The sequence below is a fragment of the Paenibacillus sp. Y280 genome, from assembly GCF_056786335.1.
The window spans coordinates 105,408-130,341 of sequence record NZ_JBXCIW010000015.1 but is presented as its reverse complement, the minus strand read 5'-3'; the positions used below and the strand labels follow the sequence as shown (position 1 = coordinate 130,341).

Genomic DNA, 24,934 nt, shown 5'->3' with positions numbered 1-24,934 from the left:
GCAAATGGGCGCTCCGCAGCGGAAATGAGGGTGTCCCAAAAAGCCATAGGCTTTAGGGGCACCCTTTTTTAATAGTGAGTGAAGCATTAACGTCTTGCTTTATAGATGGCAGGCGTAGTATTGGTTCTCGGAAGTTACTTCAAAACCAACGCTTCGGTATAGAATTAATGCACGCTTATTTTCGGTGACGACTCCTAATCGGATGTGGGTGCGTTGTTCTTCCAACAATATACTTACAGCCTTCGAAAGAACCTCACGCCCCATTCCTTTTCCTTGATAGGTAGGGAGTATGCAAAAATCATGAATAACGGCAGTCGATGGATTGATGTGATTGATTCGGATGATGCCGACATTCACGCTATTCATCAAGGCGATATAGGTCACTCGAGAAGGCTCATTCGTACGGGTAAAATATTCGCGTGTCCATTCCTCTGAATCGCCAAAGGATTGAGATGAGCACTGCACCATTGATTTGTTCAAAATGTTTGCATTGTTGCTCTAGTATAACGATTGCATCGATTTGTTCCTTAGAATCATATTTCATAGCTATTAATTCATATTTTGGCATAGTTGCAGCACCCTCAATGGTGAAGGAAAACACGCAGTTTATGGACCAGTAGGCGCTATCCTTCTAGAATGGGTCCGGTTGTATAATTTTTCATTATTATCGCCTCCAATTAATCTAATAAAGACTATAACATAAAACGGGGGAGCCGTATGATAAAATAATGGTTATTTTAGACCCGGATCATATAAAATAGAGAGTAATTATACTGTGTTTAAGGAGCCATCCATTGAAAAGAAAAACGATAAAAATAGCAAAGATAAGCATAATGATCATTGCTTTGCTCGTTGCTGCCGGATTAGTTTTTCCAACATGGACACCGCAAATTAAAGGAGCTAACAGCATAAGCTCATTAGAGCAGGTTACGATCAATGGCACGGGGCATGAGGTCATGATTAGGGGAGCAGACCAGCGCAATCCGGTTGTCATTTTTGTGCATGGAGGTCCAGGGTGCTCCGAAATTCCTTATGTGAGAAAATATCAAGATTTGCTCGAGGAAAATTTTACTATTGTGCATTATGACCAGCGAGGTAGCGGGAAATCGTATCATTTTTTGGAGGACTACTCCCATTTATCAACAGATTTGCTCGTAGATGATCTGCTCGCTCTGACAGATTATGTTGCAGATGAACTTGGACAAGAAAAAGTGCTGCTGATCGGTCATTCTTTCGGCACTTATATTGGAATGAAAGCAGCGGCTAGAGCACCTGACAAATTTGTTGCTTATATTGGTATTGGGCAGGTTGCCGATACGGTGAAAAGCGAATTGGACAGTTTGAATTATACGATCGAAAAAGCAAAAATAGCCGGCAATTTGAAAGATGCGGAGCGATTAGAGCTTCTTCGAGAGCGAGTCGAGCAAGGGGAAGCTTCTACGCCAAGAAGCATAATTCGGAAATATGGCGGAGCAGCAAGATTAATTGATGATAACATGGATTATTACACTGGCTTTCTTTTTCAACCCGAATATAATTTACTTGATGTCATTCGTTATCTAAAAGGGGTTTCGGTGTCGCAGGAGCTCTTATTGGAGGAAGAATCAAAAAACGACATTACTACCATCGTTGATAGGCTGGACATTCCTTATTATTTTGTTATGGGACAGTATGATTATATGACATCGGCAAACGCGGCAAGAGAATACTTTGAGAGGCTGGAAGCACCTCTAAAGGATTTTGTTATTTTCGAAAAATCAGCTCATTATCCGCAGTTTGAGGAAAAAGCGTTATTCGCAGAGTGGTTGAAAAAAACGTGGGATCAGCTCGACTTTTAAGCGGTTATCCTATGAAATTTACACCATTGAACAGAGCAGCGCCGGCAGCTACTCCCTTCAAATGCGGTCTTGCCATTCATTCATACCCTATGCTAGCTTTGAACCGAGCTTCTTTACTTTATTGAGCCATTTGACGCGCTGCTCTGCTGATGAAGGCTTAACAGGCCCAATTTCCGTCACGCGTACAGGCGTAATTCCGCAGAACTGCAATATATTGCGTTTCATTACATTATGGCCGGCACTCTTGTAAATCCATTTGTAGTACCAAGGCGGAGTGTCCATCGTGACAATTAAGTGAGCAGATTTGCCGCGCAGAAGCTTATCCCAAAGGCTGGAATTTTCGCGGTATTTGAAGGCGAAGCCAGGCAAAAACACGCGGTCAATAAAGCCTTTCAGGATGGCTGGCATCGCGCCCCACCAGGTTGGATAGACGAATACGAGGTGATCCGCCCAGCTTATTGATTTCTGAGCCTCTATCAGGTCTTTCTCCAGTTCTGTTCTTTGGCGATAACCAAACTTTAAGTTCAGATCAAATTGAATGTTACTCAAATCAATAGATCGAACCTCGGCATTGCTGCTCATTGCCCCTTCTATATAAGCCTCAGACAAGGCTGAGCAGAAGCTTTGTGAATCGGGGTGTCCGGTAATGACGACAATTTTTGATTTCATATCGATATTCCTCCTCTATTCAATGCCACTCTTTCAGTTGATCGCTGACCATCGTAGTTGTTTGCGATATAATATAGTGGTGTTTGATTACAATTAGCTTAATACGATTTCAAATCGATATAAATGATCAATGACGCAAAAAATGTTGCTGATTCGCGCAAAGGAGGATTGCTGCTTGAAGAGTCATGGTGTGGCCATCTCGATGGTATATCCGATTATGAAGACAATCGTTCACAAAGGATATGATACAGAGCAATATTGCAGCTATGCTTCGTTTGATGCTAGTCTTCTGCAAGATGTGGAAGCGCGTATTTCGGGAGATGAATTGGTACGATTAACGATCGCAGCTGCACATTACACGCAAGACGATCATTTTGGTTTGCACCAAGGTGAAAATATGGAGTTCGGAGATTTGGGCATTCTCGGTTATGTAATGATGCATTCCAGCACGATTGTTGAATCGCTAGCCGCATACCAGCGGTATAATGTGATTTTGTCCAGTGGATTCAATCTAGATTGGGAAGTGCAGGGAGACGATGTCCTTATTCGGCTGTTTTTACAGCATACCGAGCAGATGTCTCGTCATTGTATGGAGGATATGGCGAGCTCCGTGTACCGGTTAATTTGCAGGCTCAGCAACCGGCGTATTTTGCTCGAAGAGATTCAGTTTGCGCATGACGCTCCAACAGATACGAGTCCCTACATGTCGGTGTTTGGGAGAGTTCCCTTATTTGGCGGTAAAGAGAATGTTCTGCGCATGAGCAAGGATGTGCTGTCCTATTCTGTTATGTATTCCGATGCCAAGCTGCTGGGTGTATTCGAGGCGATTGCGCAGGAAGCCAAGGACGAGCTGATGCCGGCAAGCGAGTTTTCAGAGCAGGTTGTACAATGGATGAAAAAATGTATTCCATCCTTTTTCCCGGCATTGCAGCAAACGGCTGAATCCTTCGGAATAAGCACGCGAACGCTTCAAAATAAATTGAAGGAAGAAAACACGACATACAATGATCTTTCTATTCGCGTACGCAAGGAACTGGCAATGGGCTACTTAAGGAAATGGGAATATTCAGTTGGTGAGATTGCCTACGTCATGCACTTTTCAGAGCCAAGCGCGTTTCAGAGCGCATTTAAGAAGTGGACGGGGCTTACGCCAGGGCAGTACAGGACAAAAATAATGAATGAGCAAGCAGCTAACACAGTCTGATAAAGGCTGTGTTTTTATTTGATAGCATTATCGCTGATTTATCAAAACAAGGCTATCTGAAGAATGTCAGGCTGGATGCAGCAACACATTTGCTGTCAGGTGCACTAAATGAGGCAGCGCTCTGGCTGGTGCAAATAGCGAATGCAGCTGATGCTGCCGCAGCGATGGAAGACTGTCTACAGACGCTTCGCAAGCTGCTCGATGGTATTAAATAAACCAGCCCACGGCATTACGCGCTCTGAATTTCCGCGTTTTAATGTTCGTGGGCGTGGAGTCCGCTGCTAAGTTATTAATACCTTACATCTTGAATTTTTCAACTAAAATTTGCAATTCCTCAGCCATTTGTGTTAGTGCGATGCTGGAAGATGAAATTTCTTGCATGGAGGCGAGCTGCTCTTCTGTTGCAGCAGACACATTTTCGGTCCCGGATGCAGTCGTTTGTGAAAGCTTTGAAATTCCTTCAAAGGCTTGAACGACTTGCTCTGTTCCGGAGGCAATTTGCTGAGAAGCCTCCGAAACCTCTAGCACCTGATGGTTAACCTCATCTACAAAAAGCTCAATTTCAGAAAATAAGCTTCCCGCGGCCTGCACGACTTCCATTCCCATATTGACTTCTTTTGTCGCCACTTGCATAGAGGACTGAGCCAATACGATTTTATCTCGAACAGCATGAATCAGAGCAGAGATTTGTTCCGTAGATTGTGAAGATTGTTCAGCAAGCTTCTTTACTTCTCCGGCTACGACAGCAAAGCCGCGTCCATGTTCTCCCGATCTGGCTGCCTCGATAGCTGCGTTAAGCGAGAGCAAATTCGTTTGTTGAGCAATTTGCGTGATGACAGCGGTGATTTGGCTAATTTCTTGAGAAGTATCCTCCAGTTGAGTGATTACGTGGGCCAAACCATCGACTGAACCGCTGATGGAATTCATTTGCTTCACAGCCGTTTGAATGGCTAGTCCACCTTCGGCTGATTTCTCCGAAGCTTTTGTTGTCGTTTCGGAAACAGAATGTGCATGAGAAGCAATTTGTTGTATTTTCTCTGAAACATCATGAACCGTTCGAGCGCTTTCACCGACTGAATGCACTTGAAGATTGGCACCATCCGCTATATTTTCAGAGATGCTCGCAATATGTTCGGAGGCATTGGTGGATTGCTCTGCGCTCGCCGACAGCTGCTCCGCAGAAGCAGCCAATTGACTCGAGGAATGACTTACCTCAACTAATAAGGATCGGAGAGAATCTATCATTATGTTTACGGATTTGGCAAGCAAGCCTACCTCATCCTTGGAATTGATATTCGATTTTTCCCGTAGATCGCCATCCGCTACCTTTGCCACAATGGCCAATATTTTATTAAGTGGTTTTGTGATCGATTGGGCGATAACGATCCCCATTAATACACTTATTAGAAAAGCAACAACAACTACAATGATCGTCATATTGCGTGCCTTGGAATAGTCAGTTTCAGATTCCGCGTCTTGTTTAGTAGCGAGCACTACTTTGATATTGATAAGCTTGTCCAATGTCTCCTCTGTTTGATACCCTAGTGAAGCCATTTGAGGAAGAAAAGCTAGGAATGCCGACCGGTCATTCTGATAGGCAAGTTGAATCGCATTATCAAATAGTATTACGTATTGGTCCAATTGGGCCTCAAACGTTTTTAACAGTTCCACCTCTGATGGAGTATGATTAATAACTCGATAGTCATCTAAAAGTGTAATGATATCATGTTTTAATACAGGAATCTTTTCAGCTAATTTATCTTTGTTTTCCTTCGTTGACGCATTGCTAATATCTCGGACCACAACTCTTAACTTTTGGAAGTTGGTTCCCGTCATGTTCAAGCTTTTAATTGAAATTAGATAATTGTCATATATTTCGTTTAAGTTTTTCTTCATTTCGTTTAAATGATGTAAGGAGTAGAATCCAACACCGGCTAAAATAATGGAAATTAATAGAAAAGCTGTGAGCAATTTTACCGCTGTGTTTAAATTCATGATCCATTTCATCCATTTTTCCACCTTATTTTTTATTTAGTAATTGTGGATCTTACATCAAGGTGAAATCGATTGCTTCGAAAAAAGACAATTGATTATCTGGATAATAATTACCATAAATTACTAGTTGTTATATGTAGAATATTATCACATTTTGTCGAATAATACTCTAAATTTATTGTTAAAAAATAATCTCGAACGTACGAGCATCCAACCATAGTTCTCCTAAAAAAAAAATCACATTTTAATTTTATACAAAAGGCTGCCTTCGTTTTCTCCATTGTTTTATGCTGCTCGGAAACAATGCGGGTGGACCGCTTAGTTGGACATGAAGCAATGGTTAGGAAAATGTCGTTATATTAGATGTTGATTTTGTTAAACTTGCGGCTTAAACTTTAATTGGTATTGCTGCTAGCAGTCGTGAGAAACATGCTATTTTTCCAATTTACTTTTTTTGAGCTTCTAGTTTTACAGGTTTGGTCTGCTCGGTTAGCTATGTAATTGGAGGGAATAATTCATGGAAAATCCGATTTATAATAGGCTGCTTCCAGCACCAAAAAATGGCGGCTTCCATATGGACGATTATTATATTTGGTGCGGTTCTGCCATTCAAGGGGAAGATGGCAAATACCATTTGTTTGCATCGAGATGGCGCAAAGATCTTGGTTTTGGCGCGCAATGGTTGTTTAATTGTGAAATTGTAAGAGCAGTGAGTGACAAACCGGAAGGTCCCTATCAGTTTGAAGAGGTCATATTCGAGCCTCGGGATCGTTCCTATTTTGATGCGCTGAATCAGCATAACCCCTCTATTAAATTTTGGAATGGTACGTATTATCTTTATTATTTCGGTACGACTTACGGCGGGCCTATCCCGTCACCGGGTGAGGATATATCCTCTGGCCGTGCGCTTGAAGTTTGGAATCGCAAAAGGATTGGACTCGCTACCAGCAATTCCATTTATGGACCTTGGAAGCGAATCGACACACCTCTTTTGGAGCCAAGGACGCCAGGCCACTGGGACTGTACCATTACAACCAATCCCTCGGCTGCTATTTTGCCGGATGGAACGACTTATATGATATACAAATCTCGTGAATATGTTAACGCGACGCTTCAGCTCGGCATTGCGAAAGCGCCTCATCCGGCAGGACCGTTCGAGCGGTTGAGTGATTTGCCGATTTTCCGTTTTGACAATGTGGATTTCCACGTGGAGGACCCATACCTTTGGTATGCGGATGGACTGTTTCATGTGCTGATGAAGGATGACTATAAGAATGACAGCGGCGGCCTTACGGGAGAGTGGGGCGCAGGCGTGTATGCTGCAAGCGAGGATTGTATTCATTGGAACCTGCATCCGAATCCTTTGTCCTATACGCGCAGCGTGACATGGGATGACGGGACAACAAGCCTGCAGTGCAATCTTGAGCGTCCTAATCTCTTATTCCACGATGGAAAGCCGACGCATCTGTTTCTAGCTACCGGAAAGGGCGAGAGTCCTTGGGAATTTGAAGGCGTAACATGGAACATGGTTATTCCGTTAAAATAAATAAAGATGCCGCTGTGAACATGCAGCTTATTAATATAAACGGCTTCCGATAAATAATCGGAGGCCGTTTATATTGAAAAAATCAGCTACGGGATTGGCGATGCGGTCATCGGTATCAATCCTGTTATAGATACAACGGAGAACATTAAATCGCTGCTGCATGCCACGCAGGAAGTCATTGACTACTGGTCGATTGACTGTGGATGCAGGGGATGCCGGTCGTTTTGTATATTAAAGTGGAGGTTAGAAAATGGACAGAGAGCAGCGATTAATTATGTTTGAAGGTCTGGCACGGCATACACCAGCGCGTATCGATGTCGGAAGAACCGGAACGCGGCCTTTAACGAAAGAGCTGTTAAAGCTGCGATTGGATCATGCGCATGCGGTTGATTCGGTATATGGTGAGGTTAATGCTGCCACCTTGGATGAATTTAATTTATTATTAGTTGACACGAGGTTTCCTGTTGAGGCAGGGCACATATCGGTTCGATCTTAAGAAAAATGATTGAGCAGCAAATTAGCGGCGTTAATCTCATTATTTAATATTTTCTGCCAAGATGGAAGAATAGCCATCCGAGTTCCGAGCAGGATTAACGGGAAATTCTCCAGTTATTTCAAGCGATTTTGGACGGAAATGAGTGATAGATGGAGCTTTTCCTGTTACTTCAAATTGGAAGGAAAGGTTACTGGGCTGCGATCTGCTATAGCTGACAAAAAGCGGTCCGCGATAAGGTTGAACTCGCTTGGCGCATCTGCGTTAGCACAGTGACCTGCCCCAGGCATGATCACCAATTGGGAATGTAATTCTAATTCATGCAGTTCCCTTGCGGCATCTTGAATAAGTTTGAGATCATGTTCTCCAACGACGATCAAGAGCGGGTAAGGCATCGGAGTATCTTTTTTGATAAAAAAAGCATTCATCCCAGCCATAGCGGAAAAAGATTTTCGAGTAAAATGCTGCGCTCCTTTGGCAAATACGGCGCGGCCTTGCTCACTGTGGCAGGATACTACGGATAAATAAGATCTAAATTTTTTCATCGAAAATAATACATACATGATCCATTTTAACCCTTCGCTTCGCTGCTTCTTCAATACCTGCTCATTCGCCTTATGTATCGAATAACCTCCCGCGATGATGACTGACTTTATCTGTTCCGGATAACGATCAGCAAACGCCTGCGCGACAAGTGATCCCATGGAGACACTTAAAATATGACAGTCAACAATGTCGTTTTCCAACAAAAGCTGGTTTATGATTTCAGGCATATCCTTAAGGGTGACTTTAGTTCCGCTAACTTGATTTTCCCCGTGTCCAGGCATATCTAGAACGATTACTTGATAACTCTTCTGAAAATATTCCGTTTGCGCATCAAAAATGTGATGGTCCGTAAATGCCGGATGCAGCATCAGGATCGATTCTTTTTCCTTATCTCCTGCGATGTAGTAAGTGAATTGTGCGTTTCTGAACGCCAGCCTTCTAAAAGTTTTATCGCTCTTCATTATCGTCCGCCTCCAGTTCAGTCATCAGCTCTTTAAACCATGCCAGCATGCTTCGGTGATAAAAGAGGCCAAGATCCAACGTTTTAAGCTGGAATCTGAACGTCTCTTTAAGATGTTCCGGCACGGCTTTCTGACTGGATTCCCTTTGGGCAGTCTCGAATTCTTGAATGGCGAATTCAAGCTGCAAGGCGACAGCCTTTGCAAGTGCAAGACGATTCGAAGGAGATAGATGTCCTAAGAAAAACAATTTTGTGGGTACGTCCTGCTCCAAACGATTTGGGGCAATGGAAGACAGCATCCAGTCCATAAAATATTGCCTGCCCAGCGGATTTATCGAATAAATCTTTTTTCTTCTTCCATTTTCAACGGCTTCCTGGAGATCGACATGCCCGTTGCTCTCCAGCTTCTTTAAAGCGGCTTGAATGCTTCCAAGGCTGGCGCTATATAAGGGAGATACTTTTTGCTGCAGCGCGTTTTTTATATCATATTGTGTTAAATGGCGAATCATAAGAAGACCCAGTATTACAAACTCCAATGCAATTGCCTCCTTCGCTAAAATCACATTTTGATCATAACATACCTATTAGGTATATGTGAAGGGGGTTGCAGAGAAACAGCAATTGGAGCATCATTTACGAATGAACAGGTCTATCGAGCAAGGATAGCGTCATGGCAACAGAATTGTCCGCAAATGCTCGGTCGGGTTTAGATTTCATTAGCACAGTCAAACCGATAAGAGATACAACAAGCATCTGTGCTAATGCAGCTGCATTCGTAGCAGAATCAAGCTCCCCCGATCGCATTCCCCGTTCAATCGCTTCTTGGAATAGGACTGCTAAATACATCTGATGTTCCCTAGTAACAATTTCAAATTTGGCATCATGAGGAGCAAGCTCTACCATCGTATTGATACAAAAGCATCCCCGGTTCAGCTTTTCATCGTATTCATTTGCTACCAAGCCTTCAAAATAGAAACGAAAAGCTTCTTTGACTGACATGCCTTTTTGCAGTTGAGCTCTGACGTTGGAGGAATGCTGCTGCGTATACTTTCGAAGGGCAGCTTCAAAAAGCTCCTTTTTGTCACCAAAAGCAGCGTAAATGCTTGGACGCTGAATGCCCATTGTGGCTGTTAGATCGCTTAATGAGGTTGCCTCGTATCCCTTTTCCCAAAACAATTGCATCGCTGCTTCTAAAACCTTCTGCTCATCAAACTCACGAAGTCTTGCCATTGTGATTCCTTCTTTCCATAACGATCAGTATGATATTATTTTATGATTTCGGCAGTTATCTGTCAAACTTATTGACAATAGAGGAATGCTGTTATATATTTCTCGCTATAATAACGTACCGATTGGTAAATAATTATTTGGTGTATTGGAGTGAATTCGCCTGAACCCCACGAGGAGAGGAATGTGTGAGTATGGAGAAGGTTCAAGCGAAGAAGCGGGCCGATGTAAGGGAAGCAAACGGAATAGCAAGGGAAACGGTACTTGGACAGCATGGCTTGGACGATTCTGCGCCTTCTCTTTCACGGCTCGTGACGCTGCTGTTTGCTGTCGCAAGCGGGCTGTCCGTAGCGAATATCTATTACGCGCAGCCGCTGCTGGATAGGATAGCAAGCGAGTTTGGCATTAATCATGCTGCCGTAGGCATGATCATTACAATCACGCAAATTTGTTATGCGTTAGGGCTTTTCTTATTGGTGCCGCTTGGCGACCTTCTGGATCGGCGCAAGCTGGTTGTCAGTTTGCTGCTCCTTTCGGTATTTGCGCTGTTAACGGTCGGCATCGCGCCTACGAAAATCATTCTGTTTGCAGGCATGGCGGTGATTGGTTTGTTTGCTGTGGTCGTTCAGGTGCTGGTGTCGTTTGCGGCGACGCTGGCTAAGCCGGCAGATCGCGGGCGGACGATCGGTTTCGTAACGAGCGGTGTGGTGATCGGAATACTGCTGGCACGTACCTTCGCCGGTGCTTTGACCGACTTCGCCGGATGGCGAATGGTTTATGTAGTTTCGGCAGCCTTGACCTTGTTTATGGCTATTGCTATGTTTCGGGTGCTGCCGCGCCGAGAGAGGATTAAGGCCACGATAACTTATCCGCAGCTGCTGCGCTCGGTATTTATGCTGTTTGTTCAAGAACCGGTGCTGCGCATTCGCGCTGTAATCGCTTTGCTTATTTTCACGGCGTTCAGTACATTATGGACTTCGCTTGTGCTGCCGTTAAGCGCACCGGAGCTATCGCTTTCACATACCGTTATCGGTTCCTTTGGGCTTGCCGGTGCTGCGGGCGCATTAGCGGCAGCGCGGGCAGGGCAGCTTGCGGATCAAGGACTAGGTCAGCGAACAACCGGAATCGCTTTAGTTATATTGATCGGATCATGGCTGCCGATCAGCTTTACCGAGCACTCCTTGTGGGCATTAATAGCCGGAGTCATTGCGTTGGACTTCGCGGTGCAAGCCGTTCACGTTACGAACCAGAGTATGATTTTGAGCGTTCGACCTGATGCGCGAAGTCGACTTACAGCGGGCTACATGATTTTTTATTCCATCGGCAGCGCTGTCGGCTCGATTGCTTCGACGCTAGTCTACGCTCAAGCGGGCTGGATTGGCGTATGCATCCTGGGTGCCTCAGTCAGCATATTGGCATTGCTCTTTTGGGCGTTTACCCGGCATTTGACGGAAAGGACTAGAAGAGAAAAGTAGAAGTGGGCAACAAAAATTATTTACTTGGCAGGCGATGATGAAACTGGAAAGCTTTGGCTTATTTTTTATGCTACTATAGTGCTTAAGATTAGCTATGCAGAAGGAGCTGAAATGGTCTGTGACAACGAATAATCAAGCATCCAAAAAAGCTGAATTGGATTCAGCGGCACAATTGGAGAAGGGACATCAACAGGTTGTTGAATTTTTGAACAAGCTGGAACATCCGCTCAAGCAGGAGATCGAAGAGGTTCGGACAATCATTTTAAGCACCAATAAGAGGTTAAATGAACACATCAAATGGAATGCTCCGAGCTTTCAATTCCAAAATGAAGATAGGTTGACGTTTAACCTGCAAGGGAAAGGATTTTTTCGGCTTATATTTCATTCAGGTGCAAAGGTGAAGGACAATGCCGTTAAGCGTCAATCGTTCGATGATGCGACAGGGCTATTGGAATGGGTCGCGGATGATCGGGCATTCGTGAAATTTACAGATATGGAAGATGTACAAGCTAAGAAGGATAAGCTCGTTGAAGTGATTGCGATGTGGCTAGACCATTCCAGCACTTAGTAAATCTATTAAATATAAAGCAATCTAGAAGAAATGAAGGCAGTTTGGTTATGCTAAAATGAAGGACAAGGACGTACAATATCAACTTTTATTCATGTAGAGGAGCAATTGCGATGCCAAAAGAATTTTGGTTAAGTCTTCCGGTTAAAAACCTTAATCAGTCAAGAGCGTTTTTCAGCGAGCTTGGGTTTACCTTTCATCCGCGTCATTTCAACAGCGACGACATGGCAGGCTTGGTTATCGGTGAAGCGAAGGTTATGGTCATGCTTGTTCCGGACGCCACCTTCAAAAGATTTACAAACCATGAAATTGCAGATACTGCGCAAGTAACCGAGGTTTTGCTTTCCATTGATGCGCAGAGCAAGGAAGAAGTAGATGAGCTAATTGAAAAGGCGGTTAAGGCGGGCGGAACAGCTTACAGTAAGCCGAAAGAGCAAGATGGCTGGATGTACGGAGCCGGCTTCGTCGATTTGGATGGCCATCGGTGGAATGTTCTGTATATGGATATGAGCAAGATGCCAAAGGCGTAGAAGAAGTATCCAAGGCTTATTAAGCGGCGTGGCTCTTGAGTGTAGTTCTGACCGTGCAGATAAAGCGAACAAAGGGAAAGACCGGCAACGAGTCAACAGGCTCGTTGCCGGTCTTTCTTCATTACGAATAAGGGACTACTTCAATAACCAAAGCGCAGGAACATTTGGAGGCTCCCAGCTTACAATCGAAGTATGCGACTGACGACATTCATACAAGGAACCATTGTACGTAACGAGTGCTCCAGTTGTATAGGCCGTATTAGGTGCCCATGCAGGTGCTGAGGAAGCGGCTGCGGTTGTGCCATTTACAGTGCTTGCAGCGGATTGATTGCCTGCAGCATCGATTGCATGCACTTTGAATGTATAAGTAGTGCTTGCGCTAAGTCCTGTTACCGTATAGGAGGTTGCAGTGCCGGCAACGGTTGCTACCAGCGTTGTGCCGCGATAAATTTTGTAGCCGGTTACGCCCACATTGTCTGTTGAAGCGTTCCACATCAGCATTAAGCTCGATGAGGTCGGTGCTCCCATTACATGCAGTCCGCCAGGCGCAGTAGGCGCTTGCGTGTCGTTTCCGACAGGAGCATTCGTCGTGACGGAAATAGAGTTGCTTGCGCTTGATGCATTGCCAGCAGCATCTATCGCTTTGACATTGAAAGTGTAGGCTGTGTTTGCCGTTAATCCAGTAACATTATAGGAGAGCGTCGTACCGGACACCGTTCCCACTAAGGAAGTGCCTCTGTAAACGCGGTAGCCGGTAACACCCACATTATCCGAGGAAGCGTTCCATGCCAAGGATACGCTGGTGGATGTTTTGGCAGGCGACGTTAGGGAAGAAGGCGCAGTAGGCGCTTGCGTATCACCGGGATTGCTTCCACTGAAATTAACATCAATCACATTGTAGAAGGCGTTTGCAGTGTCGGCAATTTCCCATACAGCTAGAATGACCTGATAGCCGGTGCGGGCAGGCACGTTGCAAGTATTCGAATAGGAGAAAGGCGGTTGACCGCTGTAGTTAACCGAGCAGAATGGCGTTAAATCAAAGGAATCGCGCGTGAGAGCAACATTTGGATTCCAGTTTTGCTTCGTAATATAATATTTCCAGCTTGTTGTTGAATGATTGGCGGTAAGCTTCCAAGTAAATGTATGTTGACCGGAGGAAATGTTCACTTTCGACCAGCGTGTAGCCGATTGCTCGTCAAGCTTCGGGAAAGCTCCGTTTGCGCTCGCGATCTTACCGTCTGCAGGTCCCGCAGCAGGGAAGCCTTTAGGCGCTTCTAGACTTTGAGGTTCATAGACAATCGTTCCACAATCTGTGTTTTGACCTGATTTACAGAGGGCGGCGCGACTGGCAGGACCTTCAACGTAGCCATGGGCAAAGAGCAGTTGCGAGAAAAGCGTCATTCCAAGTGCGGTAATAATCATAATACTCAAGTAAGTGCGAAAACTTTTCACCTTAAAATGGGATAAACGAATGGTTGACAATGAATTAACCTCCTTCAAATTGGGTATTGCCGAAATGTATAAGCGCTTAAACAAATCGCGAATATACATGTCGAAAAACAATGCCGTTGATGGGGGAACAAAGCCTCCTTTCATATGGGAGCTGTATATATAAACTCATAATGAGTTCATATCAGAATCGGAAATAGAAGTTGAACGCTATGAAATGGTCTTTTGGCGAAGCCGTGTGATTTACCGGTAGGAACATTCTCGGAGGGGGGATATATTTGTCATTGGAACTGCGACTGAAATCAGTGTACTACACTTTTTTAATAATTATGAGAGTATTTTGGATTATTTTATCAAAATCATGATTTATGACATCATTAACAAGAAAAAAATGGTCATAAATAGTAGTCAATTGTGCGCAGCCACTAGCTTTTTGAATGAAAATTGATTTGCGAGCTGCAAGGTTTGTTGTATGGATACTAATATATGCAATAGGTCTTCTTTATCATATTAAACAAAAAAGCCCTTCTGCAGTACGCCAGACATCACGATAGCAATCTGATTCAGCTTAAGACAGATAAAGAAAGCATCGAAAGGAAGCTTTTTCATCAAGGCATCAATCGGCAAAAAATAATAGTATTTTTTTATCCCTTGACCCCGAATAGCCGCATATTTTTACCCCTGTTTCTAGAGATATTAACCCCTTATTTTACCAAATGACCCATTGAAATGAACTAAACTATCCCATAAAATTTTAGTAGCAGCAAGAAGCGGCATATACAAAATAACACTATTTTAAGGGGGATTAACAAAAATGTTTAAAAGTACAAAATGGTTTCTGTCTCTAGCACTCATCTGCGTATTGATTTTGTCAGCATGCGGCAATAACGGTAACAATAAGGCTGGCAGCAGCAATAAGCCAAGCGCGGCGCCAGAAGGCGAAGCGACGAAAGCGCCAGAGGCAGAAAAAGTTAAGCTTCGCGTATTCTCCACATTCGGTGGTACGGACCCTGGTAAAGTAGCTTTTGAGAAGGTTCTGAAAGAATTTACGGATGCAAATCCTAACATTACGGTTGAAAATGATATCATGTCTGCGAATGACGACGGTTTCAGAACAAAAGTGAACACGGATATGAACAGCGGCAACGAGCCGGATCTATTATTCTACTTCATCGGCAAAGATGCTGAAGGCTTTGTAAACGCTGGCAAAACCGTGCCGTTGAATGACATCCTGGACGCTGATCCAGAATGGAAAGGCGGCTTTATCCCTGATGCGCTTGAGCTTGCTAAACAAGCGGACGGCAAAATCTACTCCATTCCTGTAACCGGCTTCTACGAGGGGATGTTCGTTAACAAGAAATTGTTCGAAGACAACAAAGTTGAGCTTCCTACAGATTGGGAAAAGCTGAAAACGGCTGTTAAAGTTTTTGCACAAAAAGGAATCATTCCAATCTCCGCGCCATTTGACCAATCGCACTACCTGATCGAGCATTCGATTCTGGCTGCTGCCGGTCCTGAAAGCCAAGCAAAAGGTCTAAAAGACGGAATTGATCCTAACTGGGAGCTCGGCTTGTCGGGCTTGAAAGAACTATATGACCTTGGCGGATTCCCTAAGGATGCTGCAACAATCGATCTTGGAATGGCTCAGAACTACTACTACGAAGGTCTTGCTGCCATGCTGATTGAAGGCTCGTGGGCAATTGGCGGCATGAGCGATGAGCGCAAAGCCCAAACTACGGTACTTCCGTTCCCTGCCGTTGCTGGCGGTAAAGGAAGCGGTAATGATATCGTAGGCGGATTTGGAACTGGCTTCTATCTCGCTCAAAAAACGTTCGACGATGCGAAGAAAAAAGATGCAGCTATCGCATTGTTGAAGCATGTTACTTCGAAAACGAGCATCCAGACGATCGCTCAAGCCAATGGCGGAACGCCAGCAGCTGACGTAGAAGTAACAGGTCATCCGCAAGTTGTTCTTGACGGATTTGCAATGGCTGCTAAGGCTGCTTCAATCAGCATGCCTGTAGACAGCAAAATGTCTCCTGAGACTTTCACGACGATTCGTTCATTTATTAAACCAATCGTAACGGGCGAGAAAACGCCGAAAGAAGCGCTTGAGGCTGCTAAGAAAATCGAGGATGCGAATAAGTAAGCTGAAATAATGTCGTTATGCTCCTAATGATATCCGCCGCCCCTCTACTTGCAAGGGCGGCGATATCATTTCAAGATCAAAAAAACTTACACCGTAGGTGATTGTATGAAGGGCGATAGGAAGTATATCTTTTTATTTTTGTTTCCGGCTGCGGTTTTAATGTCGATTTTTATTTATTATCCTTTTCTTAAAAGCATATATTTGAGCTTCTTTCGGACAAACGGTTTTTTTGATAAGAAGTTCGTTGCATTTGAAAACTACAAGCGGCTTTTTTCGGATGAAATGCTAGGTGCAGCAACGCTTAACACATTAGAGATTATGCTCTATGTTGTTATTTTCCAGGTAGGCATTGCATTAATATTGGCGGTTATGGTGGATAGCTTGAAGTGGGGAAAAACATTTTTCCGAACCGTGTTTTTTTTCCCAATCGTCATTTCCGGCGCAGCGATCTCTTTGATGTTCGTATTGATTTACAACTACCAGTTCGGGCTGCTTAACAGCGCTTTGGCTAAGCTAGGATTGGAAAAGATCTTGTGGCTTAGCGAGACGGGCGCTCTACGGGCAATCGCCGTTCCAACCGTATGGCATTACGTAGGCTTTTATTTCATCTTGTTCCTTACGGCGATGTCCAAGATTCCTTCGGATTTCTACGAGGCGGCGAAGATGGAAGGAATCTCCGGCATAAAGAAGACCGTTTATTTAACCATCCCGCTCATTGTCAGCGATATTAAGGTCGTCTTGATACTTGCGATTACCGGTACGCTCAAAGTATTTGATTTCATTTGGATTTTGGCGAGAGGACAGAACGGTACGGAAGTGCTAGGAACCTACATGTACAAGAAAGCACTGATTGATTTGAATTTCGGCTACGGCTCAACGGTGGCGATTTTTATCGTTGTATTTGGCGTAGTGCTGTCGGTGATTACGAATCGTTTGCTCAAAAGAGAAGAAATTACTTACTAACTGTGGAAGGGGGACCGGAAATGCAACAAATGAATGTGGAGACTCGCAAAGTGAAGAAAACGACGATGGAAAAACGTTTTGCTGCCAGCGATATTTTTGTATACCTTTGCTTGAGCTTATGGGCTCTAACGACCATATATCCTTTGCTCTGGGTCGTGAACAATTCGTTTAAAGTGTCCAGAGATGTTATGAACAACTCGTTTGGCTTTGCGTCAAAGCCCGTTATGATCAACTATGAAAATGCGTTTGATCGAATCAATATGGGTCAGAGCTATATGAACAGCTTGATTATGTCCGTAAGCGGCGTGCTGCTCGTATTAGTATTTGGCGGTTTGGCGGCATATGTAATCGCAAGATTCCGTTTTCGGGGCAGAAACGTTATTTTCTCCCTGCTTGTCGCAACGCTATTAATTCCTACGTTTGCGACTATCGTACCGGTATACGAGATACTTATCAAATGGAAACTGGTTAATACTTACTTAGGACTGATTCTTCCTCAAACCGCGGGCAATTTAGCCTTTGCTACGCTAGTTATTGCCGGATTCATGGCTACCATTCCGAAGGATTTAGAGGAAGCGGCTTTTATAGATGGATGTAATCGTTTTTCTATGTTTACGAAAATATTTTTACCTATTTCAAGACCGGTATTTGCGTCAGCCAGTATTTTCGTATTTTTATGGTCCTATAACGATTTGTTCTCCTCGTTAATTTTTGTTAACAAGGAAAATGTACGTCCGATCGTTGCTCTATTAAATGAGATTAGTTCACAATACGGAACCGATTTTGGACTTATGGCCAGCGCCGTTTCCCTTACGGTCATCCCCGTATTAATTATATACTTGTTCATTCAGCGATTTATTGAGAAAGGCCTGACCGAAGGTGCTATCAAAGGTTGATTGATCATAAGAGACGCAAAAACCCCCTGCAATGGAAGAAGCATTGCGGGGGTTTTTGTGTCTATTGTACCCTGACCGGCTACCCCACTATTTGAACTGCTCACGTATTTCTGAAGGGTAACTGCCAAAATATTGGGTGAATAGCTTGGTAAAATGGCGCGGGCTGTAATACCCGACCTGCTCGGCGATTTTCTGAATCTGCAGATTTGGCTGTGACAATAGCAGTTCTTTCGCTTTAAGCATCCGGGTTTCAATTAAATATTTGGTGAAGGTGGTTCCGTATTTTTTGTGGAAAATCGCACTTAAGTAGTTCGGGCTCATACCGACTTCCTCAGCAAGCTGGGCAATTCCGATGTCATTCATATAATGCTGGTCGACATAGGCGATTACCTTTGCGATCAAATCACCTTGCTCACGATTGGCATCAGACATCACATGAAGCATGTTTATTCCGCAAGCTTGCAGACTTGGCACCCACTCCTCCAAGCTTTCCCCAATGAGTGAGCAGGGCAGCTGACGATTCAAAAAAGCAGCAGCATGGGACCAATCGGCAGGTTTTCTTAGGACAATGCTTTTCAGGTCCTTCTCAAATGCAGTAAGCGCCTTTGCATAATTCAAATAATCATTCTGCAAATGAAGCTGGGTTACACGGGTTAGCCAATTGCCGATTTTTAAATGACCTTCAAGATTGTCGAGCTGCTTCAAATCGTCACACTGATGCAGATGTCCAGTCGGAAGCAGTGAAAGCAGAGGCGTAAAAAGGTGAAGCTGTGCAATTGTTTCCGGAATTATACCTACTTCCTCGCATATTGGCGCTTGCAGGGCATAGATAGAAAATGAATCCGAGCGTGAGTCTTTGAAGTTAAACGCCAGCTGGCGGTTGTATATGGCAAGAGGCGATTCGCCGATCCGTTCACTCTGCGGATCCCATCCTAGGAAGGAGATGGTCGAGCCTTGCGGCATTTTAATCAAGCAGCAGCGAATATCGCTGCGAGAAAGCAGCGGTTTTATGATCTGATGATGATTAAATGCGAGCTGCGGGCCGGCATCCTCCTGTGAACCATTCAACGACGCTTTCAGCAAGGTGATGGCATATCGGTAGCGTTTCATCTGCTCAGGCAGTCGCAGATTGGAATGATCCAGATCGCTCGAGCTGTGAAGCACCGACAACAGATCATATTCGAACTGTCGATTCAACCGCATCATCATTTCAGTACGCTCCGCAAGAACCAGCCGCACAGCTTGTTCCAATTCAGAGTGAGGTACGGGCTTGACTAAATAATCAGTGATGCCAAGCAGCAGTGCTTCTCTCGCATAAGCGAAATCATTAAAGCCCGATATAATAATCCATTTCGTATGCGGAGAAAGGTTTTTTCCGATTCGAATCGATTCGATCCCATTCAGCTTAGGCATACGGATATCGACAAACACAAGATCGGGCTGATGCTGCTCGATTAGTCTTAACAATTCCTCTCCATTTTTGGCTTCGCCTTTAATTTGAATAGGGAGGTCCATTTCACTAAGCATGCTCACTAAAACATGCCTAGCGAGCTTCTCATCATCTGCTAGTATAATATTCATTTGTAATGGTCCTCCTTTATGGGGATGTAAATATTAATTACGGTTCCATGGCCGATGCGGCTGTTGATAATTAGCTCGGAATCCGGATGGGCAAGCTGCAGCCGGCTTCTTACATTGGCAATGCCGATATGTTCCTTATCGATATTTGGTTTTATTTCAAAGCCTACTCCGTTATCGGAAATCTCAATGGCAAGAAGCTGCCCGCCTTTGCCAACTACCGTGCGGGCAATGATTCGTACCTCATTTGGTTTATCGTCAGGTTCAGTGCCGTGGATAATAGCATTCTCAACGAGCGGCTGCAGCAGCAGCTTCGGCAGCTTGAAGCCCGCAAGCTCATGATCATAATGAATGAATATCGTTAAATCATCCTCGAAACGCAATTGCTGCAGCTCTAAATATTGGGATAGGAACGCAAATTCTCTCTCCACGGTAGACAATGCATGATCCCGCAATATATAGCGAAGCATGCCGCTTAAGGAAAAAATCGCATTCTCTAGTTTCTTGTTATCTCCATTTCTGTTCAAGGCTATAAAACCATTGAGCGTATTATATAGAAAGTGAGGCTGAATCTGCGCCTGCAAAGCTTGGTATTCGGCATCTCTCTGCGCGAGTACTGCTTTGTACTGCAAGTTGATGAGTTCATTGATCTGAGAGATCATGCTGTTTAGTGCGCCTCCCAATTGCGCAATCTCATCTCTGCCTTTGCTTTCATAGCGCATCTTCATATTGCCTCGCTTGACTTCCATCATGACGTGGTACATTCGTTTGAACGGTTCAACAATCCATCGCGACAAGTATAAGAAGAGAAGAAACGTTACGAGCAAGCCGCCGAAGGATAGCAAAACCCCTGTCTCGTAAATCCAGCTTGTTTTTTCATTGATCTGCGATTTGTCGAGTAAAGCGACGATGCTCCAGCCTGCTGAATCGATCTTATTGTAAACGGCTGCATATTCAGCTTGTCCGTCTTTAATGGATTCCGGCTTCATTTTCATTTGCTGCACGATTTTGGCTGATAAAGGCTGATTGGCATAAATGATTTGATTGTTCTCATCCAGGATGGCAACGCTGGAGCTGACATTAAAATGAATGTTGGCCGTAATTTTGCGAAGCACGCTTGTTGCCGCGTCAGACATTATAACGCCAAGCGGTTGACCGGACTCCGGATCTTTGAGGAGCCGCGCGACAGAAAACACTTGGGCTGGCGAATCACTGTTCAAATAGGCTTGATGATGCGAATTGATAAAAGCTGCTTTTCCGTTGGCAGCTTCCGCTTTTTTGTACCAGTCTTCTTCCTCGAATGGATAATCATGTATGAGCTTCAACGTATGATCGCGTGAATTCAAGTAAGCTTGTCCTGTAATAGGTATGACAATTGTACTAATAATATCTTCTCTCGTGTTGCTGAAGAAAGTAGAAAGCGTACTCGTCAGAGCACGGTCGGTTTGCAGTCGAACATAGTCATTGGCCGTGTCATACTGATTGCCTGCTTTGATTTTTAGCGCCTGAATAACATTGTCGTTTAAATAAGGAGAGGCGGTTAACCTCTCCAAATCGTCGAAATAGGTTTCAATATTCTCTGCTACAGCCGCCAGCGTATTCGCTGTAAGCTGCTGCGTATCCTTCGTTAGCAGGCCTTGGAAATAGTAGGGCAGGACAAAGGCCAGCACTATAAATGGAGCTACGATGCTGAGCGAATAGATGAGCGTTAATTTAAAGCGCAGCGTATGAACACCGTTCAACTGCAGCCCCTCCTTTAATGTGATTGGTTGCCAACTCTCATGCATAGCATATGAAATCGCATTCAAGAATGTCAACCAACTTGTAGACGTTTTCAAAATTTGGTGTAGAAATCAGCGCAAACTTCGTAGAACTTTAGCATATGGACGTGTCACATTTGCATGCTATCATGTAAGCGTAGTCAACAAGACAACAAACATTGAGGGGATTGAGAGAGATGACGATGAAGCACACGAAAAGATTGATGTTTTTGACGCTGGTCCTGGTATTCCTGCTGTCGGCCTGCAGCTCACAAGGTTCAAAGGAAAATGAAAGCGCTACTAATGGTGGCAATGCGAACAATTCTAGCACTAACACAGAGAAGCCAGTAACGATTACAGCATCAACGAACGTAGTAGGCGAGCAAGCGGCATTGATTCAAGAGCTGACTGAAAAGTTTATGACTGAAAACCCGAATATTAAAGTTGAGCTTACTGCTCCAGGCAGTGAATACGAGAACATTATGAAGCTGAAAATGGCTTCGAATGAGCTTCCGGATGTTTTCTCGACACATGGCTGGTCACAAATTCGTTACGGCGATTACTTGGCTGACTTGAAGGATGAGGAATGGGTAAGCCGTTTGCAAGAGGCAATCAAGCCTGCGGTAATTGATGCAAGCGGTAAAGTGTATGCGCTGCCGATGGATCAAGACAAATCCGGTATGGCGTATAACGCTGATGTACTTGAGAAGTATGGCATTGAAATTCCAAAGACATATGACGAGCTAATGGCTGCTGCTGAAAAGATCAAAACGGAAAGCAAAGGCGAAGTTGTTCCCTTCCATATCGGTGGTGCGGACAGCTGGACGCTTGGGCAATTTTTCAACTACTTTGCTACACCACTCTTCATTAGCCCATCAGAAAATGATTCTGCATCGTTTGTAGATGGCACATTTGATTGGAAGAAATGGGATCAGCTTGCACAGATGTTCTTGGATCTGAAAACAAAAGGCTACTTGAACACAAACGTTCTTACAGCGAAATACAGCGATGATGCTCAGGCGCTTGCTGAAGGCAAAACAGCATTCGAGTTTTACGGTTCGTACATTATTGAAGAAGCTAAGAAGCTAAACCCTGAATTCAAAGGCGGATTTATGCCGGTTCCTACTATTAAAGAGGGTGACACTGCAACATTTGCAGGTGGAGAAAAAACAACATTCGGCGTTTGGAAGGATTCCGCGAATATTGATGCAGCTAAGAAGTACGTAGCATTCTTTGCACAACCGGAAAATATCGCAGCAATGGCTAAATCGTCTGCGCTTCCTCCAGGTCTTAGCGGTGTTGAAGTTGATGCAGGTGACCTGACAGCCTTCTATGAAAAATATAATGATACACGCATCATTCCTTACTTCGACCGCGTATTCCTGCCGAGCGGAATGTGGGATGTAATGTGCAAAAACGGTGCCGATCTGTTGGCAGGCGGCATTAAAGTGGAAGACTTCTCTAAAAACATGCAGCAGGAATTTGAGCGTCTGAGAGCAGTAAGCAAATAATTTTAATAACAAGCGATAACAAAAGAACAACTTAGAAAACGGCAGACGAAGATAGCGGCGGCCGAATGCGGCTAATCACGCATGCGGCCGCGGCTCATTTTTGAAAAAAAAAAAAAGCCGTACATGAGGAAGGAGGTTTGGAGATGCCAGCTGGAAAAATTGTCGTCAAGTCGACAGATCAAGTGATTTACAATACAAATAAACGGAAATCGAGTCGTTTCGAAAAGCTGTTTCGTTTTCCAGGCCTATTGAATTTGATGTATGTACCCGCTTTGATTTTGTTCTCCATCTTTATTTTCTATCCGCTTATCAGAGGCTTTCAAGTATCCTTCTATAACTGGAACGGATTTTCGCAAAATATGATCTGGGTCGGCTTTGAGAAATACAAAATGATGATATCTGACCAAAAAGTGATAACGACTTTCAAAAATACATTGATTTACGGTCTTGGCAGCACATTGCTTCAAAACTTGTTTGGTCTGGCCTATGCGCTGTTTCTTGATCAGAAGATCCGGGCTAAGGCATTAATCCGTACCGTTGTGTATCTTCCGGTTATTATTAGCCCGCTTATTATGGGTTACATCTGGTATTTCATCTTTCAGTATAACAATGGAGCTTTAAATGATATTACGGCATTGTTCGGAATGGCGCCAAAGGATTGGCTCTCTAATGGGCCGATGGCTGTATGGATTATTACATTCGTAAATACTTATCAATACATGGGTATTGCCATGATTATCTATTTGGCTGGATTACAGTCAATTCCCAAGGATTATTACGAAGCGGCTGAAATCGACGGTGCTCGTTGGTTTGCCCGGTTTAAAAATATTACGATTCCATTGCTAATGCCTGCGATTACGGTTAATATCGTGGTCAATATAATCGGCGGCCTGAAGCTGTTTGATGTCATCATTGCGATGACTAACGGTGGTCCCGGCTACGCTTCCATGTCACTTTCTACGATGATGTACAATTTAATGTTTGCAAGACAGGACGCAGGCTATGCATCCGCATTAGGTATTGTCATGTTCTTAATGATTTGCGTCATTAGCTTGACGGCACTGTGGCTGCTTCGCAGGAAGGAGGTTCAGGCATGAGCAAAGTGACGAAATACATCGCTGCATTTTTAATCGTAATCGTTCATATTGTTCCTTTCTACTTACTGGTCAACATGGCCTTTAAGCCAATGAAGGATTTAAGCTCAAAATGGGTTCCATCGTCCAACATCAATTTTAGCAACTTCGTTGATGCCTGGAAGCACGCTGGATTAGATAAAGCGCTTATGAATAATATTATTATTACCGTTTGCACCATTGTACTTGGAATCTTAATCGGGTCGATGGCATCCTATCCATTGTCGCGCTTCAAGACTAAAGTGAATCAGGTTGTGTATATGCTTTGTGTGTCCTGCTTGGTCGTACCGGCGCTTACGATTCTGGTTCCACTGTATAGGCTGGTCGTCGATGTCAATGGCATCAATACGCATTGGGCGATTATATTGATTCATGTCACCTTTATTCTTCCAATGACCATATTCTTATATTCAGGATTTGTAGGTGGCATTCCAAAGGAATTGGATGAAGCCGCATTAATTGACGGCTGCAATCATTTTGAGATCTTTTACCGCATTATTTTCCCATTGATGAAACCGATTACTGCAACGGTTGTCATCATACTGGGGATGCAGGTATGGAACGATTACCAGTTCTCGATCTTCTTCCTGCAAAAAGCGGATTACCGTACGATTCCCGTTGCGCTGTCATCATTCATCTCGCAGTTCCAGAACAATATCAGCTGGGTAGCAGCTGGTTGTATGATCGCGATGATGCCGATGACCATCATTTATATGTTTTTTCAGAAATATTTTATTAAAGGCATGGCAGATGGCGCAATTAAAGGTTAGCGTTACGGCATACATCTAGCAAAACAACAAAAACCACTTCCCCGGAAGTGGTTTTTGTTGTTTTATTGGATAAGTTTTTAGGCGAATACAGCTCGATAGGTCAAATATTACGGATTGTCCTGAAGCAAATGAAAAGTTCGAATATAACTCCGGCTATTTAAATAAGCATAAACA

General features: G+C 44.0%; 24 protein-coding genes. 15 read left to right on the top strand and 9 right to left on the bottom strand.

The features are described from left to right. Nucleotides 1–99 precede the first annotated feature (99 nt). Nucleotides 100–468, bottom strand: coding sequence for a GNAT family N-acetyltransferase (locus AC1TPC_RS19020; protein ID WP_482068379.1), 369 nt, complete (start codon nt 466–468; stop codon nt 100–102). A gap of 365 nt (nt 469–833) precedes the next feature. Between AC1TPC_RS19020 and AC1TPC_RS19015 the strand changes: the two genes are divergently transcribed. Then, nucleotides 834–1,838 (top strand): alpha/beta fold hydrolase, encoded by a 1,005-nt coding sequence (locus tag AC1TPC_RS19015; protein ID WP_482068378.1) that lies wholly within the window; start codon nt 834–836, stop codon nt 1,836–1,838. A gap of 87 nt (nt 1,839–1,925) precedes the next feature. On the opposite strand, the gene AC1TPC_RS19010 is transcribed toward AC1TPC_RS19015, so the two are convergent. Continuing rightward, on the bottom strand, nt 1,926–2,507 hold the full coding sequence (locus tag AC1TPC_RS19010) for an NAD(P)H-dependent oxidoreductase (protein ID WP_482068364.1): 582 nt from the start codon (nt 2,505–2,507) through the stop codon (nt 1,926–1,928). Between the two features lie 175 nt (nt 2,508–2,682). On the opposite strand from AC1TPC_RS19010, the gene AC1TPC_RS19005 reads away from it, so the two are divergent. After that, on the top strand, nt 2,683–3,711 hold the full coding sequence (locus tag AC1TPC_RS19005; RefSeq protein ID WP_482068363.1) for an AraC family transcriptional regulator: 1,029 nt from the start codon (nt 2,683–2,685) through the stop codon (nt 3,709–3,711). Nucleotides 3,712–3,719: 8 nt separating this feature from the next. Beyond that, a complete protein-coding gene (locus AC1TPC_RS19000) occupies nt 3,720–3,926 on the top strand; it encodes a hypothetical protein (protein WP_482068362.1) in 207 nt (68 codons plus the stop codon). A gap of 82 nt (nt 3,927–4,008) precedes the next feature. Here AC1TPC_RS19000 and AC1TPC_RS18995 read toward each other — a convergent pair whose 3' ends face one another. Continuing rightward, a complete protein-coding gene (locus tag AC1TPC_RS18995; protein WP_482068361.1) occupies nt 4,009–5,718 on the bottom strand; it encodes a methyl-accepting chemotaxis protein in 1,710 nt (569 codons plus the stop codon). Between the two features lie 505 nt (nt 5,719–6,223). Here AC1TPC_RS18995 and AC1TPC_RS18990 point away from each other — a divergent pair. The 3 genes from AC1TPC_RS18990 to AC1TPC_RS18980 all read left to right on the top strand — a co-directional run bounded on the left by AC1TPC_RS18990 (nt 6,224) and on the right by AC1TPC_RS18980 (nt 7,748). Continuing rightward, nucleotides 6,224–7,252, top strand: coding sequence for a glycoside hydrolase family protein (locus tag AC1TPC_RS18990; RefSeq protein ID WP_482068360.1), 1,029 nt, complete (start codon nt 6,224–6,226; stop codon nt 7,250–7,252). A 72-nt stretch (nt 7,253–7,324) separates the two neighbouring features. Further along, nucleotides 7,325–7,534: an ethanolamine ammonia-lyase subunit EutB gene (gene eutB / locus AC1TPC_RS18985; RefSeq protein WP_482068377.1), complete on the top strand. Its 210-nt coding sequence runs from the start codon at nt 7,325–7,327 to the stop codon at nt 7,532–7,534. Further along, nucleotides 7,503–7,748, top strand: coding sequence for an ethanolamine ammonia-lyase light chain EutC (locus AC1TPC_RS18980; RefSeq protein ID WP_482068359.1), 246 nt, complete (start codon nt 7,503–7,505; stop codon nt 7,746–7,748). The genes eutB and AC1TPC_RS18980 overlap by 32 nt, the downstream gene beginning before the upstream one ends. A 164-nt stretch (nt 7,749–7,912) precedes the next feature. Here AC1TPC_RS18980 and AC1TPC_RS18975 read toward each other — a convergent pair whose 3' ends face one another. The 3 genes from AC1TPC_RS18975 to AC1TPC_RS18965 all read right to left on the bottom strand — a co-directional run bounded on the left by AC1TPC_RS18975 (nt 7,913) and on the right by AC1TPC_RS18965 (nt 9,981). Beyond that, nucleotides 7,913–8,752: an alpha/beta fold hydrolase gene (locus tag AC1TPC_RS18975; protein WP_482068358.1), complete on the bottom strand. Its 840-nt coding sequence runs from the start codon at nt 8,750–8,752 to the stop codon at nt 7,913–7,915. Next, nucleotides 8,739–9,287, bottom strand: a complete 549-nt coding sequence (locus AC1TPC_RS18970) for a helix-turn-helix transcriptional regulator (RefSeq protein ID WP_482068357.1) — start codon at nt 9,285–9,287, stop codon at nt 8,739–8,741. The genes AC1TPC_RS18975 and AC1TPC_RS18970 overlap by 14 nt, the downstream gene beginning before the upstream one ends. A 97-nt stretch (nt 9,288–9,384) precedes the next feature. Next, nucleotides 9,385–9,981 carry a TetR/AcrR family transcriptional regulator gene (locus tag AC1TPC_RS18965; protein WP_482068356.1) on the bottom strand — a complete coding sequence of 199 codons (597 nt, stop codon included), beginning with the start codon at nt 9,979–9,981 and terminating at the stop codon, nt 9,385–9,387. A 191-nt stretch (nt 9,982–10,172) separates the two neighbouring features. Here AC1TPC_RS18965 and AC1TPC_RS18960 point away from each other — a divergent pair, with 191 nt between their 5' ends. The 3 genes from AC1TPC_RS18960 to AC1TPC_RS18950 all read left to right on the top strand — a co-directional run bounded on the left by AC1TPC_RS18960 (nt 10,173) and on the right by AC1TPC_RS18950 (nt 12,551). After that, the gene (locus AC1TPC_RS18960) at nt 10,173–11,453 is read left to right on the top strand and encodes an MFS transporter (protein ID WP_482068376.1); all 1,281 of its coding nucleotides are present in this window, start codon (nt 10,173–10,175) and stop codon (nt 11,451–11,453) included. A 118-nt stretch (nt 11,454–11,571) separates the two neighbouring features. Beyond that, on the top strand, nt 11,572–12,021 hold the full coding sequence (locus AC1TPC_RS18955) for a DUF1801 domain-containing protein (protein WP_482068355.1): 450 nt from the start codon (nt 11,572–11,574) through the stop codon (nt 12,019–12,021). A gap of 113 nt (nt 12,022–12,134) precedes the next feature. After that, nucleotides 12,135–12,551, top strand: coding sequence for a VOC family protein (locus AC1TPC_RS18950; protein ID WP_482068354.1), 417 nt, complete (start codon nt 12,135–12,137; stop codon nt 12,549–12,551). A 135-nt stretch (nt 12,552–12,686) separates the two neighbouring features. Here the strand turns inward: AC1TPC_RS18950 and AC1TPC_RS18945 are convergent, their stop codons facing one another. Then, nucleotides 12,687–14,033 carry a lytic polysaccharide monooxygenase gene (locus tag AC1TPC_RS18945; protein WP_482068353.1) on the bottom strand — a complete coding sequence of 449 codons (1,347 nt, stop codon included), beginning with the start codon at nt 14,031–14,033 and terminating at the stop codon, nt 12,687–12,689. A 781-nt stretch (nt 14,034–14,814) separates the two neighbouring features. Here AC1TPC_RS18945 and AC1TPC_RS18940 point away from each other — a divergent pair. From AC1TPC_RS18940 to AC1TPC_RS18930, 3 genes are all read left to right on the top strand, one after another. Then, entirely contained in the window at nt 14,815–16,149 is a 1,335-nt protein-coding gene (locus tag AC1TPC_RS18940; protein ID WP_482068352.1) for an ABC transporter substrate-binding protein, read from the top strand. A gap of 201 nt (nt 16,150–16,350) precedes the next feature. Beyond that, complete coding sequence (locus tag AC1TPC_RS18935) at nt 16,351–17,112, top strand: carbohydrate ABC transporter permease (RefSeq protein WP_482068351.1); 762 nt, start codon at nt 16,351–16,353, stop codon at nt 17,110–17,112. Nucleotides 17,113–17,132: 20 nt separating this feature from the next. Next, nucleotides 17,133–18,008, top strand: a complete 876-nt coding sequence (locus tag AC1TPC_RS18930; RefSeq protein ID WP_482068350.1) for a carbohydrate ABC transporter permease — start codon at nt 17,133–17,135, stop codon at nt 18,006–18,008. An 87-nt stretch (nt 18,009–18,095) separates the two neighbouring features. Here the strand turns inward: AC1TPC_RS18930 and AC1TPC_RS18925 are convergent, their stop codons facing one another. Together AC1TPC_RS18925 and AC1TPC_RS18920 are read right to left on the bottom strand one after the other, a co-directional pair. Next, nucleotides 18,096–19,589, bottom strand: a complete 1,494-nt coding sequence (locus AC1TPC_RS18925) for a response regulator transcription factor (RefSeq protein ID WP_482068349.1) — start codon at nt 19,587–19,589, stop codon at nt 18,096–18,098. Continuing rightward, the gene (locus tag AC1TPC_RS18920; protein ID WP_482068348.1) at nt 19,586–21,328 is read right to left on the bottom strand and encodes a cache domain-containing sensor histidine kinase; all 1,743 of its coding nucleotides are present in this window, start codon (nt 21,326–21,328) and stop codon (nt 19,586–19,588) included. The genes AC1TPC_RS18925 and AC1TPC_RS18920 overlap by 4 nt, the downstream gene beginning before the upstream one ends. A gap of 221 nt (nt 21,329–21,549) precedes the next feature. On the opposite strand from AC1TPC_RS18920, the gene AC1TPC_RS18915 reads away from it, so the two are divergent. From AC1TPC_RS18915 to AC1TPC_RS18905, 3 genes are all read left to right on the top strand, one after another. Further along, the gene (locus AC1TPC_RS18915) at nt 21,550–22,857 is read left to right on the top strand and encodes an ABC transporter substrate-binding protein (protein WP_482068347.1); all 1,308 of its coding nucleotides are present in this window, start codon (nt 21,550–21,552) and stop codon (nt 22,855–22,857) included. Between the two features lie 143 nt (nt 22,858–23,000). After that, nucleotides 23,001–23,954 carry a carbohydrate ABC transporter permease gene (locus tag AC1TPC_RS18910; protein WP_482068346.1) on the top strand — a complete coding sequence of 318 codons (954 nt, stop codon included), beginning with the start codon at nt 23,001–23,003 and terminating at the stop codon, nt 23,952–23,954. After that, entirely contained in the window at nt 23,951–24,760 is an 810-nt protein-coding gene (locus AC1TPC_RS18905; protein WP_482068345.1) for a carbohydrate ABC transporter permease, read from the top strand. Before AC1TPC_RS18910 ends, AC1TPC_RS18905 begins: the two co-directional genes overlap by 4 nt. Nucleotides 24,761–24,934 lie beyond the last annotated feature (174 nt).

Coding starts and splice junctions, on each gene's coding strand:
- AC1TPC_RS19020 (WP_482068379.1), bottom strand. CDS start 468: ATGGTGCAGTGCTCATCTCAATCCTTTGGCGATTCAGAGGAATGGACA.
- AC1TPC_RS19015 (WP_482068378.1), top strand. CDS start 834: ATGATCATTGCTTTGCTCGTTGCTGCCGGATTAGTTTTTCCAACATGG.
- AC1TPC_RS19010 (WP_482068364.1), bottom strand. CDS start 2,507: ATGAAATCAAAAATTGTCGTCATTACCGGACACCCCGATTCACAAAGC.
- AC1TPC_RS18995 (WP_482068361.1), bottom strand. CDS start 5,718: ATGAAATGGATCATGAATTTAAACACAGCGGTAAAATTGCTCACAGCT.
- AC1TPC_RS18990 (WP_482068360.1), top strand. CDS start 6,224: ATGGAAAATCCGATTTATAATAGGCTGCTTCCAGCACCAAAAAATGGC.
- AC1TPC_RS18980 (WP_482068359.1), top strand. CDS start 7,503: ATGGACAGAGAGCAGCGATTAATTATGTTTGAAGGTCTGGCACGGCAT.
- AC1TPC_RS18975 (WP_482068358.1), bottom strand. CDS start 8,752: ATGAAGAGCGATAAAACTTTTAGAAGGCTGGCGTTCAGAAACGCACAA.
- AC1TPC_RS18965 (WP_482068356.1), bottom strand. CDS start 9,981: ATGGCAAGACTTCGTGAGTTTGATGAGCAGAAGGTTTTAGAAGCAGCG.
- AC1TPC_RS18960 (WP_482068376.1), top strand. CDS start 10,173: ATGGAGAAGGTTCAAGCGAAGAAGCGGGCCGATGTAAGGGAAGCAAAC.
- AC1TPC_RS18950 (WP_482068354.1), top strand. CDS start 12,135: ATGCCAAAAGAATTTTGGTTAAGTCTTCCGGTTAAAAACCTTAATCAG.
- AC1TPC_RS18940 (WP_482068352.1), top strand. CDS start 14,815: ATGTTTAAAAGTACAAAATGGTTTCTGTCTCTAGCACTCATCTGCGTA.
- AC1TPC_RS18930 (WP_482068350.1), top strand. CDS start 17,133: ATGCAACAAATGAATGTGGAGACTCGCAAAGTGAAGAAAACGACGATG.
- AC1TPC_RS18925 (WP_482068349.1), bottom strand. CDS start 19,589: ATGAATATTATACTAGCAGATGATGAGAAGCTCGCTAGGCATGTTTTA.
- AC1TPC_RS18915 (WP_482068347.1), top strand. CDS start 21,550: ATGAAGCACACGAAAAGATTGATGTTTTTGACGCTGGTCCTGGTATTC.
- AC1TPC_RS18910 (WP_482068346.1), top strand. CDS start 23,001: ATGCCAGCTGGAAAAATTGTCGTCAAGTCGACAGATCAAGTGATTTAC.
- AC1TPC_RS18905 (WP_482068345.1), top strand. CDS start 23,951: ATGAGCAAAGTGACGAAATACATCGCTGCATTTTTAATCGTAATCGTT.